At 41.1% G+C, this 16,621-nt stretch carries 13 protein-coding genes; all 13 read right to left on the bottom strand.

The genetic code is table 11. The features are described from left to right. Positions 1-147 precede the first annotated feature (147 nt). The 13 genes from pyrE to ileS all read right to left on the bottom strand — a co-directional run bounded on the left by pyrE (position 148) and on the right by ileS (position 16,541). The gene (gene pyrE, locus BK581_RS00780) at positions 148-783 is read right to left on the bottom strand and encodes an orotate phosphoribosyltransferase (RefSeq protein ID WP_078576191.1); all 636 of its coding nucleotides are present in this window, start codon (positions 781-783) and stop codon (positions 148-150) included. Next, positions 770-1,492, bottom strand: a complete 723-nt coding sequence (pyrF, locus tag BK581_RS00775; protein WP_078576189.1) for an orotidine-5'-phosphate decarboxylase — start codon at positions 1,490-1,492, stop codon at positions 770-772. Before pyrF ends, pyrE begins: the two co-directional genes overlap by 14 nt. Next, positions 1,471-2,403, bottom strand: coding sequence for a dihydroorotate dehydrogenase (locus tag BK581_RS00770; protein ID WP_078576187.1), 933 nt, complete (start codon positions 2,401-2,403; stop codon positions 1,471-1,473). The genes pyrF and BK581_RS00770 overlap by 22 nt, the downstream gene beginning before the upstream one ends. Further along, positions 2,400-3,176 (bottom strand): dihydroorotate dehydrogenase electron transfer subunit, encoded by a 777-nt coding sequence (locus BK581_RS00765; RefSeq protein ID WP_078576185.1) that lies wholly within the window; start codon positions 3,174-3,176, stop codon positions 2,400-2,402. Before BK581_RS00765 ends, BK581_RS00770 begins: the two co-directional genes overlap by 4 nt. Beyond that, a complete protein-coding gene (gene carB / locus BK581_RS00760; protein ID WP_078576182.1) occupies positions 3,173-6,385 on the bottom strand; it encodes a carbamoyl-phosphate synthase large subunit in 3,213 nt (1,070 codons plus the stop codon). The genes BK581_RS00765 and carB overlap by 4 nt, the downstream gene beginning before the upstream one ends. Further along, positions 6,378-7,475: a glutamine-hydrolyzing carbamoyl-phosphate synthase small subunit gene (gene carA, locus BK581_RS00755; protein ID WP_078576180.1), complete on the bottom strand. Its 1,098-nt coding sequence runs from the start codon at positions 7,473-7,475 to the stop codon at positions 6,378-6,380. The genes carB and carA overlap by 8 nt, the downstream gene beginning before the upstream one ends. Continuing rightward, positions 7,472-8,779, bottom strand: a complete 1,308-nt coding sequence (locus BK581_RS00750) for a dihydroorotase (protein ID WP_078576178.1) — start codon at positions 8,777-8,779, stop codon at positions 7,472-7,474. The genes carA and BK581_RS00750 overlap by 4 nt, the downstream gene beginning before the upstream one ends. Further along, positions 8,763-9,671 carry an aspartate carbamoyltransferase catalytic subunit gene (locus BK581_RS00745; RefSeq protein WP_078576176.1) on the bottom strand — a complete coding sequence of 303 codons (909 nt, stop codon included), beginning with the start codon at positions 9,669-9,671 and terminating at the stop codon, positions 8,763-8,765. The genes BK581_RS00750 and BK581_RS00745 overlap by 17 nt, the downstream gene beginning before the upstream one ends. 185 nt (positions 9,672-9,856) lie before the next feature. Beyond that, positions 9,857-11,173, bottom strand: a complete 1,317-nt coding sequence (locus tag BK581_RS00740; RefSeq protein ID WP_078576175.1) for a solute carrier family 23 protein — start codon at positions 11,171-11,173, stop codon at positions 9,857-9,859. A 203-nt stretch (positions 11,174-11,376) separates the two neighbouring features. Further along, on the bottom strand, positions 11,377-11,922 hold the full coding sequence (gene pyrR / locus BK581_RS00735; RefSeq protein ID WP_078576173.1) for a bifunctional pyr operon transcriptional regulator/uracil phosphoribosyltransferase PyrR: 546 nt from the start codon (positions 11,920-11,922) through the stop codon (positions 11,377-11,379). 226 nt (positions 11,923-12,148) lie between these two features. Continuing rightward, complete coding sequence (locus BK581_RS00730) at positions 12,149-13,057, bottom strand: RluA family pseudouridine synthase (protein WP_078576172.1); 909 nt, start codon at positions 13,055-13,057, stop codon at positions 12,149-12,151. A 2-nt stretch (positions 13,058-13,059) separates the two neighbouring features. Continuing rightward, complete coding sequence (gene lspA, locus BK581_RS00725; protein ID WP_078576170.1) at positions 13,060-13,521, bottom strand: signal peptidase II; 462 nt, start codon at positions 13,519-13,521, stop codon at positions 13,060-13,062. A gap of 260 nt (positions 13,522-13,781) precedes the next feature. Next, positions 13,782-16,541 (bottom strand): isoleucine--tRNA ligase, encoded by a 2,760-nt coding sequence (gene ileS / locus BK581_RS00720; RefSeq protein ID WP_078576169.1) that lies wholly within the window; start codon positions 16,539-16,541, stop codon positions 13,782-13,784. Between the last annotated feature and the right edge of the window lie 80 nt (positions 16,542-16,621).

Here is a 16,621-nt window from a genome sequence, read left to right as displayed (position 1 = left end):
TTGCCTTTTACAAGTGGGATATTTTTAGGAATCATCCTCTATCAAGTACCATGAAAGCAAAAGAAAGATTGAAAATCCACAAAGGAATCAATCTTTCTTTAATCATTATTCTATATACAAACTTCTTATCATCTTTGCTGCTAAAATCTATCGGCGACTTTCAGACCATGCTTTAGGGTCGTGTCGCCATGTTTTCAACTGTTCAAGCTCTTCTTCAGTAATATGCTTCAATGAAAGTGCCGTCGCCAGCAATGATTGATAATTAGTGAGGGATGCAAGACGATAGCCGGAAGTTTCTGCAGATTGTTCAGCTACAGGCAATCCATATGTAAAAATAGAACAAATACCGATAACCTCGCCCCCAGCTTCTTTCACAGCATTAGCCGCTTCTATCGATGAACCCCCTGTAGAAATTAGGTCTTCGATGACTACCACCTTTTGTTTAGGTGACAATACACCCTCAATGCGATTTTGTTTACCGTGTCCTTTCGATGATGAACGCACATAGACCATCGGTAAGTGAAGCCGGTCTGCTATCCAAGCAGCATGAGGAATACCGGCAGTAGCAGTACCAGCAAGTACCTCCACTGGCCCAAACGTCTCCGTTACGTATGAAGCCATCATGTCCATCATGCGCTTTCTTTCTTCTGGAAAGGACATCAAAAGCCTATTATCACAATAAATAGGTGACTTCAAGCCTGAACTCCATGTAAATGGTTTCTCAGGTTGAAGAGAGACCGCTCCAACATCTAATAATAGTTTTGCTGCTTCATTCGCTAACATGAGATGACCTCCAGTCCTTTTCGTATAAATGATATGCTTCAAGCGGTTGAGGAGCTCTCGTAATTCCTCTTCCAACCACAATGGCATCACTGCCTGCCATTGCCGCTTCACTCGGTGTCATAATTCTGACTTGATCGTGAACCACATCTGTTGTTCGTCTAATACCAGGGGTAACAGTATAAAGGTTTGGATAGGATTGTTTAATCATTTTCACATCTTCAGCTGAACATACAACGCCATTAAGTCCTGCTTCATCTACTTGTTGACATAAGTGGAGAATATGGTTGTGCAACGGTGCTTCAAGGCCTATTTCATGTTGCATCATAGTTTCAGATGTACTCGTCAAGTGTGTTACAGCCACACATAGAGGCATTTCTCCTCCATCTTTCACACTATCTTGTAACCCTTTCACCGCAGCCTTCATCATCTCTTTGCCGCCTAGTGCGTGAACATTAACCATGTCTACTCCAAGAGCGCCAATTTGTCTCATCGCTCTCTCTACCGTTGTAGGGATATCATGTAACTTTAGATCTAAAAAAATTGCATGTCCTTTTTCTTTTAATGAAAGGACGAAATCAGGTCCTTCCCTATAGAAGAGTTCCATTCCTACTTTAACAGTCAGCTGGCGATTTTTAAAATAAGAAAGAAAGTGAAGTGCCTCATGGCCAGATGGAAAATCTAATGCCACTATGAGGGGATACTGTTGCATGTCTTCCAACTCCTTCCGATGATATCCGTTACATCACATATGTTTAACTCTTCCATACGTTGTGTAAGAGACTTAATTAACTTTGGACAAGCATAAGGATCAATAAAATTGGCTGTTCCAACCGCGACAGCGCTAGCTCCTGCCATGAGAAATTCTAGAATATCATCTGCCGTCTGAATCCCTCCCATCCCAATGATGGGGATTGAAACTGCCTGACTGACTTGATAAATCATACGGATAGCAACTGGTTTAATAGCTGGCCCTGATAATCCACCAGTCTTGTTGGCGATGACAGGCTTTCCTGTTTTCACATCAATTTTCATGCCTACGAGCGTATTAATCATACTGAGCCCATCGGCACCAGCTGCTTCCACTGCCTTCGCCATACTGACGATATCTGCCACATTCGGTGACAACTTCACATAAACAGGCACTTTTGACACAGCCACTACTTTTCTCGTTAATTCAGCTGCTATGTTTGGGTCACTGCCAAATTGTATCCCACCAATTTTCACATTAGGACATGAAATATTTAACTCAACAGCTGACACATTTTTAGCCTGGGATACCCGCTTAGTAACCGCCATGTAATCCTCGATCGTATTTCCAGCTACATTGACGATAACTGGTATATCATAAGCTTCTAACCATGGTAATTCATGATTCATTATATGGTTTAATCCTGGATTTTGTAGCCCGATCGCATTTAACATACCACCATCAGTTTCCGCCACTCTTGGAGTTGGGTTCCCTCTTCGTGGTTCCACTGTCACCGCCTTGACCGTAATAGCTCCAAGTTCATTTAGATCATAAAACTGACTGTACTCTTGACCGAAGCCAAAGCATCCTGATGCTGGCATAACAGGGTTTTTAAGTGTTAGGCCTGGAAGTTGCACGTTTAATCCCGTCATAATACCACCTCTCCCGCTCTAAAAACAGGTCCGTCGCTACAAACTTTCCGGTAATCTTTACTTCCTTCTTTCGCATGTACAGTAGCACATACACACGCTAAACACGCTCCCACTCCACAACCCATTCGTTCTTCTAACGATACGTACCCAGGTGTCACTGTAGCAGCTTCCACAGCTCTAAGCATAGGTAAGGGGCCACAACTATAAAAAGTATCATAACGAAAAGAAGATTGCTCAAGAATCGTTGTCACGAACCCTTTCGTCCCCTTAGAACCATCTTCTGTAGAGATGTGTAGGTTACCAAGCAAAGCGAATTCTTCTTCAAGAAAAATATCGTGGGCTGTTCTGAAACCAAGGACCGTTTCCACCTTAATCCCTGCTTCAACTAGTTTTTTAGCCAAATAATATAAAGGTGGGATCCCCACACCACCACCAATGAGCAGAGCTGTTTTACCTTTCTCTTCGTCACGGATTGGAAATCCTTTGCCGAGAGGCCCGAGAACGTTAACAACATCGCCAGGTTTCTTACGTGAAAGCAAAGTCGTCCCTTTTCCTTCTACGCGATAAATAATGGAAAGCTCTTTTTTTTCTAAGTTCACATCACAAATACTTATTGGTCTTCGAAGTAAAGGACTTATTCCCTCTTCAACTTTTATATGAAGAAACTGACCGGGAGTGGTCATCATGTTGACCGACTCCCCATACAATGTCATTTCGTATATCCCCGGTGCCCGTAAAGATTGCTCAATTATCGACATATCTTCTACAATCATACGAACACTTCCTTAGTCTGTTTTGTCGTCTGACCCACAGGATCAGCCGAAAAGGTAAACAACTCCAGTACTTTGACTAATGCTTCAGCTGTATCCATTGATGTTAGACAGACAATGCCATGTTCTACCGCCTCACGACGAATTCTGAAACCATCTCGGGCAGGTTGCTTTCCTTTTGTCAATGTATTGACGATAAATTGTGCTTTGCCCTCATTTATGACATCAAGCATATCAGGTGACCCTTCACCAATTTTAGCCACCACGGTGACCGGAATACCTTCTTCACGAATACGTTCCGCTGTACCTGCTGTCGCTAAAAGATGATAGCCGATTCGATGGAAACGACGGGCCAAAACCATTGCCTCTTCTTTATCTTTATCAGCAAGCGTAAATAGGACAGAACCATGGGCTGGAATTTTCATACCTGATGCCACTAACCCTTTATAGAGCGCTTTTTCAAGTGTATAATCTCTCCCCATAACCTCACCAGTAGATTTCATTTCAGGCCCTAAAGTAATATCGACGCTTCGTAGTTTCGCAAAAGAAAAGACAGGCACTTTTACAGAGACAAGATCAGGTTCTGGTAATACACCCGTTTCAAAACCTTGTTCTTTCAGAGACTTTCCTAGGATAGCTTTTGTAGCTAAGTTAGCCATGTTAATTTCAGTAATTTTACTTAAAAATGGCACTGTTCTGCTTGAACGTGGATTTACTTCAAGAACATATACTTTGTCATGATGTATGACAAATTGAATATTCATTAAACCTTTTATTTGAAATCCTTTTGCTAAGCGAATAGTATAATCAACAATTTGCTGTTTTATTTCTGCGGAGATATTTTGTGTTGGATACACAGCGATCGAGTCTCCAGAATGCACCCCTGCCCGTTCGATATGCTCCATCACCCCTGGAACTACCACTGTCTCTCCATCTGAAATTGCATCTACTTCAATTTCTTTCCCAGTCAAATAGCGATCAATTAAAACAGGATGCTTCTCATTAACTTTAACTGCCCTTTCCATATACCTTAGGAGATCTTGATCATTGTAGACGATTTCCATCGCCCTACCACCAAGAACATACGAGGGTCTTACTAATACAGGATAACCAATCGAATCTGCGATACTTATAGCCTTTTCCACTGAAGTTGCCGTTTTTCCAAGTGGCTGCGGGATGTCTAAAGCCCCTAATTTCTGTTCAAATTTATCTCGGTCTTCTGCCGCGTCCATATTCTCTAACGATGTTCCTAATATATTTACGCCTCTCTCTTCTAAGGAAGCAGTCAAATTAAGAGCAGTTTGCCCACCGAATTGAACGATAACCCCCTTTGGTTTCTCATGGTTAATAACGTGCATCACATCTTCACTCGTTAACGGTTCAAAGTACAATTTATCAGATACTTCAAAATCAGTGGAAACCGTTTCTGGATTATTATTAATAATAATTGCCTCATAACCTGCTTCCTGAATCGCTTTAACAGTATGAACGGTGGCATAGTCAAATTCGATACCTTGTCCAATACGAATGGGCCCTGATCCAAGAACAAGAATAGAAGGCTTCTTTGTCACAATAGATTCTTGTTCCTCTTCGTATGTGCTGTAATAGTATGGTGTAGCTGATGCAAACTCAGCTGCACACGTATCCACCATTTTGAAAACTGGACGAATAGATGCTCGTCTTAAAAATTCTTCTAATTCATTTAACGTCATCCCCGCCAAGTCAGCGACTATTTCGTTAGAAAAACCAGCTCGCTTTGCTTTATATACTGCTTCTTCCGTTAATTCAGTTGAAGCGATTTCTCTTTCTAAATCAATGATTTTTTCAATATGATATAAAAAGTAGCGATCGATTTGTGTCAAATCGTGAATTTCTTCTAATGAAAATCCTAATCGGAAGGCTTCTGCTACGTCAAGAATCCGCTCATCATCTGCTTTTTGTAAACGAGGAATGATGGTTTCCTTATTTAGACCTTTCTTTTTAACGTGAGCTAGGTGTGTTAAATCCATCTCTGTAGAACGGATGGCTTTTAATAACGATTCTGGAAATGTTCGCCCGATAGCCATCACTTCACCAGTTGCTTTCATTTGCGTGCCTAATGTTCGATTCGCTGCATCAAATTTATCAAAAGGCCAACGGGGAATTTTTGTCACGACATAATCCAGTGCCGGCTCAAAGCTCGCGTACGTCGTTTTCGTAATCGGATTGATACATTCATCAAGCTGGTAACCTACTGCAATTTTTGCTGATAATTTGGCAATGGGATAACCTGTTGCTTTAGAAGCAAGTGCTGATGAGCGACTAACCCGTGGATTAACTTCAATAATATAGTAATTCTCACTGTGGGGATCTAATGCACATTGCACATTACAGCCACCTTCAATCCCTAAAGCACGAATGATTTTCAATGATGAATTGCGCAAAATTTGATATTCCCGATCTGTTAACGTCTGACTCGGAGCCACAACGATGGAGTCACCTGTGTGGATACCAACCGGATCAACATTTTCCATATTACAAACGACGATTGCCTGATCGTTTCCATCACGCATCACCTCGTATTCGACTTCTTTAAAACCTGCAATACTTTTCTCGATGAGACATTGGTGAACCGGACTTGCAGCTAGACCACCTGAGACAATTTCAAGTAAGTCCTCATGATCATAAACGAGACCTCCACCTGTTCCACCTAGTGTATAAGCTGGTCTCACAATGACTGGATAACCGATACGTTGTACGAACGATTGAGCTTCTTCTACAGAATGAATAATATCGCTTTCTGGAACCGGTTCATTTAACCGGTTCATGAGTGAACGAAACTCTTCCCGATCTTCAGCCTCACGTATTGCTTTAAGGTTCGTTCCTAGAACTTCAACATCATACTCTTCTAAAATTCCGCTTTCATGTAGTTCCATTGCCATGTTTAATCCCGTTTGGCCACCTAGTGTTGCGAGAAGACCATCAGGCCGTTCTTGTCTAATTATGCGGCTGACAAACTCAAGTGTAAGAGGTTCAATATAAACTCTGTCAGCTGTAGACTCGTCAGTCATAATCGTAGCCGGATTAGAGTTAATTAAGATAACTTCATAGCCTTCTTCTTTAAGGGCATGGCAAGCTTGTGTACCTGCATAATCAAATTCAGCTGCCTGACCAATAATGATCGGTCCAGATCCTATTACGAGAATTTTATGAATGTCTGTCCGTTTAGGCATATGTTTTCCCCCTGTTAGCCGTTTTCTGTTGCATAACGAGTGTTTTAAATTCTTCAAATAATCCTTTAGCATCCTCAGGTCCTGGTGACGCTTCTGGATGATATTGAACACTAAAAGCAGGATAATTCTTGTGGCTTAGCCCTTCAATTGTGTTGTCATTAACATTGATGTGGGTAACGATTAAGTCAGTATGCTTTATAGAGTCGGCCTCCACTGTATACCCATGATTTTGTGACGTGATCGTAATTTGTCCAGTACGAAGGTCTTTCACAGGATGATTACTTCCTCGATGACCGAATGTCATCTTTTCTGTTTTAGCACCACTTGCTAGTGCCAAAAGCTGATGACCTAGACAAATACCGAACATAGGTACTTTCCCTAGTAATTGCTTAACCATCTCTATTGCTTCCGGTACAGATGTAGGGTCTCCTGGACCATTACTTAAAACAACACCATCTGGTTGTAGGCTTAATAATGACGCGGCTGCTATATTGTAAGGAACTACCACAACTTCATAACCATCAGCCACTAAATCTTTTACAATGCCTTTCTTCGCACCATAATCTACTAAAACGATCCGTTCTTTCCTACCTGGATTCATGTATTGATTTTTTGTAGAGACCTGTGACACCTGATTCACTGCTAAAGGGGTGGCTTTCAGCTCCTCAACTGTTTGAGAAATATCCGCTTCCATTGAGCAAAGGCAACCTTTTAATGTGCCGTTTTCTCTAATCATTCGTGTTAATTTTCGTGTATCAATCCCTTGGATACCCGGAATTTTTTCTTTCTTTAACCACTGATCAATGGAAAGCTGTGAGCGAAAATGGCTTGGATAATCAGTTGCTTCACGAACGACAAGACCATGAATACTCGGTTTAACACTTTCAAAATCATCACGGTTTATGCCGTAATTACCTATCAAAGGATATGTTAGCGTGACGATTTGGCCACAGTAAGATGGATCTGATAATATCTCTTGGTATCCCGTCATTCCTGTATTAAAGACCACTTCACCGCTTTTTTCCTCTTCACTACCGATCCCTTCACCTATAAAAGTCGCACCATTTTCTAAAATAAGCTGTCGTTTCATGTCATTACCTCCTTTTTCTCCTTATGCCAGATGACTCGACCACCATAAACGGTCATAATAGGCCAAGATTCTAATGACTTCCCTGTGAATGGTGTGTTTTTTCCTTTAGAGAAAAATGAGTTAGGATTTACTTCTGAAGTTAATTCACGGTCAATCACAGTAAAATCTGCAACTCCTCCTTCTTTCACTTTTCCGTAAGGGAGATTAAATGCTTTAGCTGGTTTAATCGTCAACCAATCTATTAGCTGCTTTTCTGATATAAGTCGTTGTTTTTTGACTAGCTCTGTGTAAAGAAGAGGATATGCAATCTCCAAACCAACAATTCCAAAAGGGGCTTCAATCATAGATAGCTTTTTTTCTTCATCTGTATGGGGGGCGTGATCAGTTGCGATAAAATCAATCGTCCCATCTAACAGCCCGGCAACAAGCGCTTGTCTGTCTTCTTCTGATCTAAGAGGGGGATTCATTTTAAAATTTGCATCATCGCCTGGAATATCATTCTCTGACAAAATAAGGTGATGGGGTGTCACTTCAGCCGTCACGTGTATGCCTGCTTTTTTCGCATCTCTAATCACTCTGACAGACTCTTTTGTGCTAACATGACAGACGTGATAATGACAGCCTGTCGCTTCTGCTAGTAAGACATCTCTTGCAATATGAACGGATTCTGTCACCGATAAGATACCAGGAAGTGAGGCTTTTTTAGAAAAGCTCCCTTTATGTACAGCGCCACCATATAATAAGGAATTATCTTCACAATGTGCGACAACAGCCTTTCCTAAAGAAGCCGCCTTAGTCATCGCTTCAAACATGGTGCCGGCTTCTTGAACGCCTACACCATCGTCAGTGAATGCGAACGCATTTAATGAAGCGAGCTTTTCCATATCCGTCAAATCACGCCCAGCTTGACGTTCAGTGATAGCCGCATAAGGTAACACTCTTACATGACCTTCCTCTTTCATTTTTGAGTAGATCATAGTAAAGTTATCCACTGTGTCTGGTACGGGACGGGTGTTTGGCATTGCAGCAACCGTTGTAAATCCTCCTCTTGCTGCAGCTAATGTCCCTGTCTTAATCGTTTCTTTTTTTTCTCCGCCTGGTTCCCTTAAATGTACATGAAGGTCTACTAAACCAGGGATGAGTAATTTGCCCTTTACATCTATGATTTCATCAGCATCATGGTTTTCAAGTGGTACATCACTTATGTTAATTATCGTTCCTGATGCTGTGTCAGTTAAAATATGTAACACAGCTGTTTCCCTCTCATTTACATAGCACTGCGCATTTTCAAATAACGTGATCATACTGTTTTTCCCCCTTTAAATTCAGAACATGGGCGAGAATCGCCTTTCTTACTTTCACACCATTTGTCATCTGCTTAAAGATTCGTGAACGCCTGCATTCCACGAGACTTCCGGCTAATTCTACCCCCCTATTAACGGGTGCTGGATGCATAATAATACTGTGTGATTTCATCTGCATTTCTCGTTCCACTGTCAAGCCAAATTGCCTATGATACGTTTCCTTCGTATAACCGCCTTCTCCATCATGCCTTTCTGTTTGAATACGTAAAAGCATTAAGACGTCTGCCTGGACGACTGCTTCATCCATCGTTAAATACTCATCTTCAGTCAGTTCTGGATCCATCCATTCTAAAGGGCCTGAGTAAGACACGCGTGCACCCAACTTTTTTAAAATCTTTGCGTTTGTATGTGCAACTCGACTGTGTCTTATATCGCCACAAATAACCACATGCAAACCATCAAAGCGGTTAAATTCTTGTTTGATTGTCAATAAATCAAGAAGTGATTGTGTCGGATGATCTCCTGCTCCATCTCCAGCATTAATAATTGGAATAGTTAATCCGTTTAGTTGTTCATAATACTTCATTTCAGGATGGCGAATGATTAAGGCCTTACAACCAATCGCTTCTAATGTTTTAGCAGTATCGTATAATGTTTCACCTTTTTGCACACTAGAATGGCTTACATCGAAGGGAATGATGTCAATGCCTAATTGTTTTTCTGCGATCTCAAAGCTGCACTTTGTTCTTGTACTCGGTTCAAAAAAGAGATTGGCTACAATCGGTTGTTCCCCCCACATACGGTCCTCTGATGTTCTACACGTATCCGCCTCGAATAAAATCGTCTGTAGCTCCGGTAAAGTTAGATCGTTCAATGTTCTTAACTGCTTCATAAGATCCTCTCCTCTACTTGGCATTTGATTTATTATTAACCTGAGATGTATAAGAAAATCGCTAAAGGCGTAAAAAAAGAGCACCTTTCACTTTGAAAGGTGCTCCAGAAGAAGAAGAGGATACACTTGCCCCTTCTTCACTCGGACACCCTTGAAAGTCTCACTGGACTTTATTAAAGGATGTATTAGGCTGCGTCGCCTTTATGCTCTTTACTCATATCTTTAAACATTTCATCCGTCGTTTTTACCGGGTCACGGCCCGGTAACACGAGGTTTAAAATGATACCGATGATCGTGGCTAATGCCATACCTGCCACTTCAACTTCAGGTGTTAGTTGAATAAAGGCGCCACCGATACCGATGACAAGAATAACCGATACAATGATTAAATTTCTTTTCTTACCCACATCTATTTTATTATCGATCAACATTCTTAATCCGTTAGAAGCGATGATACCGAATAATAAGATCGACACCCCCCCCATTACTGCAGAAGGGATCGTCGTAATTAAAGCTGAGACTTTACCGACAAATCCGAACATGATAGCTAATACAGCTGCACCGCCAATAACGAACACGCTGAATACCCGCGTTAAGGCAATGACGCCGATATTTTCGCCGTACGTCGTATTTGGAGGGCCGCCGAGTAAAGAACTGATAACTGTGGCAATACCGTCACCGAAAATGGATCGGTGTAGACCAGGTTTTTTTATAAAATTCTTTTCAGCAATTTTACTTAACACCATTTGGTCACCGATATGCTCTGAAAGTGTCACCATTGCCACTGGCACCATGATAGCAAAGATCTGCCATGAAAACGATGGTGTATACGTCACAAATGGGACAAGAAACTCAGGAGCTTGAATCCAGCTTGCCTCTCTTACGACTGGAAAATCCACTAGTCCTAGGAAAACTGCCACAGTATAACCACCGACAATACCAATTAAGATTGGAATTAACCCGAAGAATCCTTTGAAAAAGACTGACCCTAAAATTGTTAACGTTAATGTCACAAGTGCAACCGTTAAGTGGATACCGCTATATGTGCCAGTGCTTGGATCGTTCATCGCCATATCGATAGCGACACCAGCTAGGCCGAGACCGATAACCATAATAACAGGACCTACGACGATAGGAGGTAGCAGTTTCATGAGCCATTGAACACCAGTTGCTTTTATGATGAGAGCAACGATTCCGTATAAAACTCCTGCAAAGAAACTACCTATCATAGCTCCTTCTGGTCCACCGATTGTAATAGCCGTAATAATCGGCATAATAAAAGCAAACGAAGAGCCTAAATACGCTGGAATGCGTCCTTTTGTAATGACAATATACGCGAGTGTACCTAGTCCGCTGGAAACAAGAGCAACGGCAGGACTCAATCCTGTTAGTAATGGGACGAGAATAGTAGCACCGAACATGGCAAATAAATGTTGAATACTTAAAACGAACCATTTATCAACTCTAGGAATTTCTCTAATACCAATTGTTTGTTGTTTCATAATTGTTCCTCCTCAGTAATGACTGTTGTGATCAGTGAAATGTGCGGAAACAGAACATTTTTATTGACTTCCCTCCGCATAAAAAAACCTCTTTGGCTGTTCTCAAAGAGGTATTTCATCACTCCTTAGGGAAGCACCAGGTAAAAGTGCCCACTTCAACTTAGGAGGAGGAATATACCCCTTTTCAGCCTCACTGGACTGGTTTAAAGGGAGGTTTTTTGTGTGAGAATCACTTCTTCTGCACCATCTACTTCCTGCAATTTTGCTTCAATAACTTCTGATTTTGCTGTCGGGACATTTTTCCCAATGAAATCAGGTCTAATTGGTAATTCTCGATGGCCTCGGTCAATGAGAACCGCTAATTGAATTTGAGCCGGCCTACCTAAGTCAATAATAGCATCTAGCGCCGCTCGCACCGTTCGTCCTGTAAATAAAACATCATCAACGAGAATGACTTTTTTCTCGGCCACATCTGTTCTTATATCAGTTCCTTTTATTTCTGGCTGTTCATCTTTTCTTTTAGGAGTTAAATCATCACGGTAGAGCGTAATATCAACCTCTCCTGTAGCCACTTTTTCCCCTTCGATGGCTTCTATTTTTTCAGCCAGTCTTGCAGCGAGGTAGACGCCTCGTGTTTTTATACCGACAAGGATACAGTCTGAAACACCTTTATTTTTCTCAATAATTTCGTGCGCAATACGTGTTAAGGCTCGACGTATCGCCTGCTCGTCAAGGATTACTTTCGTCATGTGGTCCCCCTGTTCTATATCATCTTCAGTTAAATGAAAAACCCTCACGCCACAGACAGGCGAGAGGGAAGTATTAGCTTAACAATCAGATGAACTCCTAGCCATCATACCAAAGGAGGTTCTATCTAATTCGTTCGGTTCCTTCTCAGCCTCTCGGGACTGTAATTAAAGGGCGTATATTAATCTCTTAACACATTATTGCATGCGTTTCGACACGTGTCAATCTTTATTTTCGCCCAGCTTGATTGAGACAATTTTTTAAGTCGTCAGGTAGTGGCGCATGAAAGAGCATCTCTTCCCCTGTTCGTGGATGTATGAAACCTAAAAGTTCAGCGTGTAATGCTTGGCCGTTTATAGGAAAGTCATGTTTCTTCCGCGAACCATATTTAGGATCTCCTACAATAGGGTATCCAATATATTTCATATGAGTTCTTATTTGATGGGTACGCCCAGTCTCAAGCTCACAAGCCACATGGGTATAGTTAGCAAACCTCTCTATGACTTGAAAATGTGTCACTGCTTCTCTTGCATGCATATCAGTTACTGTCATACGTTGACGGTCTTCCGGATCTCTTCCAATAGGCGCATCAATCGTTCCTTTGTCGTGAGGAATGACGCCTGACACAAGCGCTTCATAACGGCGCTTTGTCGTTTTGTTTTTTAACTGCTCCACTAATGATTCGTGAGCAAGATCGTTTTTAGCTACCATTAACAATCCAGACGTGTCTTTATCAATTCGATGGACGATTCCCGGTCTTAGTACGCCATTGATCCCTGATAAATCTTGACAATGAGCCATTAAACCATTTACAAGGGTTCCAGAGGCATGGCCTGGTGCTGGGTGGACAACCATTCCTCTCGGCTTGTTAACAACGAGAACATCTTTATCTTCATAAATAATATCTAGATCTAGCGCTTCTGCCTTTACTTCTAGTTCTTTTACTTCAGGTTCGACCACGACGACTTCATCATTTAGCTGTATTTTATAATTGCTTTTAGCAGGCTCTCCGTTAACAGCTACATGCCCGTCTTGAATCCACTGTTGTATAAGACTTCGAGACCATTCAGTTTGGTTCGTTAACCATTTATCTAACCTCGTACTTTTCTCTTCACTAATAAAAGTATGTTTAGTCATAATTAAGACTTCCTCTGTTTTTTTTCTTCTTTGAAAACATGTATAATCATCATGATTACGCCTGTAACAAGAGCTGAATCTGCCACGTTAAAAATGGGATAGTTATATGAGAAAATATAGACATCAATAAAATCCACTACAGCTCCGAATAATAACCTATCGATAAAATTACCGATAGCCCCTCCAAGTAATAACCCCAAAGATACTCCAAACCACGTATTTCCTCTAGCATACATTTGAATGTAGTAAATAATCACCCCAACCACTACGATAGTCACGATAATAAAAAACCACGTTTTCCCTTCAAGTATACCAAATGCTGCTCCAGGATTACGGTGTGATGTTAAATATAGGACATTTTCTATGAGAGGTATGCTTTGTCTTAAATCCATATACTGTACGACTAGCCATTTAGTTAATTGATCCAAAATAATTACTGCCAGTGCAATAACATAATAACGCAACGTCATGTTCCTCCATCTCATTTATATCATTGTTTGTACCCTTAGCATTTTAGCATAGCGTAGAAGAACAAACAATTGAAATCAGGAGAAGCAGCTACAAGTTATATACTTTTAGCATGCTAATGAACCCTTTTGTTCATGCAAATATTATCGTTAGTTATCTATAATTACTATTACTGTGCGTGACTTCATTCATATGAACTAAATGAAAAAGTGTCTCTAAGGTGGAAAAAGTAACCTTAGAGACACAAAATTCTTAGTTAATAATGTTTAACGACTGTTTCAGTACATTCTGGACATAAGCCTGGGTGCTGATTATTTTCTCCTAAATTCGTTGACACAATCCAACAACGTTCACACGTTTCGCCTTCAGCTCGTTCTACACGAACAGCTATTTCTTCATACTCCACGCTTTCTGCTGGGAGACCTGTCTCACGAGAAGCAATTGTCGTTCCGGATGTAATAAATAGTTTATGCAGATCCTCAATTGAATCAAGAAGGGTGCGATCTTCATCACTAGCATATACTGTCACATGTGCATGGAGACTCTTCTTAATCCCTTTATCAGCACGTGCTTCTTCCAGTGCCTTTAAGACATCATCTCGCAGAACCATAAATCGGTCCCATTTACGGCACAAATCAGAAACATTCGTAAATGTTTGAGCTTCAGGCATGTCAGTTAGCTGCACACTCGTTTCACTCACCGCAGGGATATGCTTCCAAACTTCATCTGCTGTATGAGATAAAATAGGAGAAACGAGCTTTACTAGTGCCGTTAGAGTCTCGTACATAACTGTTTGAATTCGTCTTCGACTGATGTGATCAGCATGTCTAATATATAGGGTGTCTTTTGCAATATCCATGTAGAAGGAACTTAATTCTACTGTACAAAAGTTGTGAATTTTATTATACACGTTAGCGAACTGATAATCTTCATACCCCTTTTTCACGTCACTGACAAGGTCATTTAGTTTTACGAGCATGTATTGATCAACTTCTGATAACTTATCATAAGCTACTGTATTTGTAGTTGGATCAAAGTCAGCTAAGTTACCTAAAAGGAATCTAAAAGTATTACGGATTTTCCTATAGACTTCCGCCACTTGTTTTAAAATATCATCTGACACGCGAACATCAGCTTGATAATCAACCGAGGCAACCCATAAACGTAAAATATCTGCACCGAGTTGCTTCATGACTTTGTTAGGAATGATCGTGTTCCCAAGGGATTTACTCATTTTCTTTCCGACTCCGTCTAAAGTGAAGCCATGACTAATCACAGCTTTATATGGTGCTTTTCCAGTCACTGCTACTGCTGTAGACAAGGACGAGTTAAACCAACCTCTATATTGATCAGAGCCTTCTAAATAGATATCTGCTGGACGTGTCAGATCATCCCGTTCTTCTAATACCGCTTGATGGGAAGACCCTGAATCAAACCATACATCCATAATGTCCATTTCTTTAGTAAAGTTGCCATTCGGACTATGTGGAGAAGTAAAGCCTTTTGGAAGCAAGTCTTTCGTTTCCCACTCAAACCAAATATTTGATCCATGCTCACGAAACAGTTGTGAGACGTGATCAATTGTTTCATCTGTAATAATTGGTTCGCCATCTTCGCCATAAAAAATTGGAATAGGGACACCCCAAGCCCGCTGACGAGAAATACACCAATCTCCTCTATCACGAACCATGTTATAAAGTCGGGTTTCTCCCCATTTCGGTAACCATTGAACCGCCTCTATTTCACGGAGAAGATCTTCTCTAAAATCTTTAATTGATGCAAACCACTGAGCAGTCGCTCGGAAAATCACTGGCTTCTTCGTGCGCCAATCGTGGGGGTAAGAGTGTGTAATAAACGAGAGCTTTAATAAGGCCCCTGCTTCTTCTAACTTCTCAGTGATCACTTTATTCGCTTCATCATAGAATAAACCTTCAAACATTGGTGCTTCATCCGTAAAGACACCTTTGTCGTTTACTGGACATAACACATCAAGGCCGTATGTTTGCCCCACGAGATAGTCGTCTTCCCCGTGTCCTGGAGCTGTATGTACACAACCAGTACCAGCATCTAAGGTCACATGATCTCCAAGAATGACAAGCGCTTCCCGATCGTAAAGAGGGTGTTTAGCTTTTATTCTTTCCAAGTCACTACCACTGAATGTTTGAGCGATCTCGTAATGGTCCCATTCAAACTCTTTCGCAAGCTGTTCAATTAGCTCTTTAGCTACAATATAAGTAGCTTCTCCTACTTTGACGGAAGCGTACGTTAACTCAGGATGAAGAGCAATAGCTAAGTTAGCTGGAATCGTCCAAGGTGTAGTCGTCCAAATGACAAATTTCTCATCACCTGCCAAAACACCGTTTCCTTCAGTAACATCAAAAGCTACATAAATTGATGGCGAACGTTTATCGTGATACTCGATCTCTGCTTCTGCCAAAGCTGATTCAGATGATGGTGACCAATAAACAGGTTTTTTACCTTTGTAAATATAACCTTTCTTTGCCATGTCACCAAAGACTTTAATTTGTTGTGCTTCAAAATCATGCGTCAAGGTTACATAGGGATTATCCCAATCACCACGGACACCAAGCCGTTTAAACTGCTCTTTTTGTCGCTCTACTTGCTCAAGTGCATATTCCTCGCATTTTTGGCGGAATTCCGCCACCGTTAATTTTTTTCTATCAACTTTTCCTTTTTTCGTTAGTGCTGTTTCAATAGGAAGCCCGTGCGTATCCCAGCCCGGCACGTAAGGTGCATGGTAACCGCTCATCGATTTATAGCGTACGATGAAATCTTTTAAAATCTTGTTTAATGCATGACCCATATGAATATCCCCATTGGCGTAAGGGGGACCGTCATGCAAAATAAATAACGGACGTCCTTCCGTTCGCTTTTGGACTTGTTCATAAATTTTTTCCTCATCCCATGCTGTTTGCATCTCGGGTTCCCGATTCGGAAGGTTCCCTCTCATCGGGAAATCTGTTTTGGGCATAAGTAACGTATCTTTGTAATCCATTTAATAGCCTCCAATCATTTTCTTTACACATTTACAACTTACTGTCGTCATCATTGTTCTCGCGGTATTTTCACAACAAA

The organism is Salipaludibacillus agaradhaerens (genome assembly GCF_002019735.1).
In the GTDB taxonomy this organism is placed as follows: domain Bacteria; phylum Bacillota; class Bacilli; order Bacillales; family Salisediminibacteriaceae; genus Salipaludibacillus; species Salipaludibacillus agaradhaerens.
Note: the sequence above shows the minus strand (reverse complement) of the source record. Positions and strands in the feature narration are given on the sequence as shown.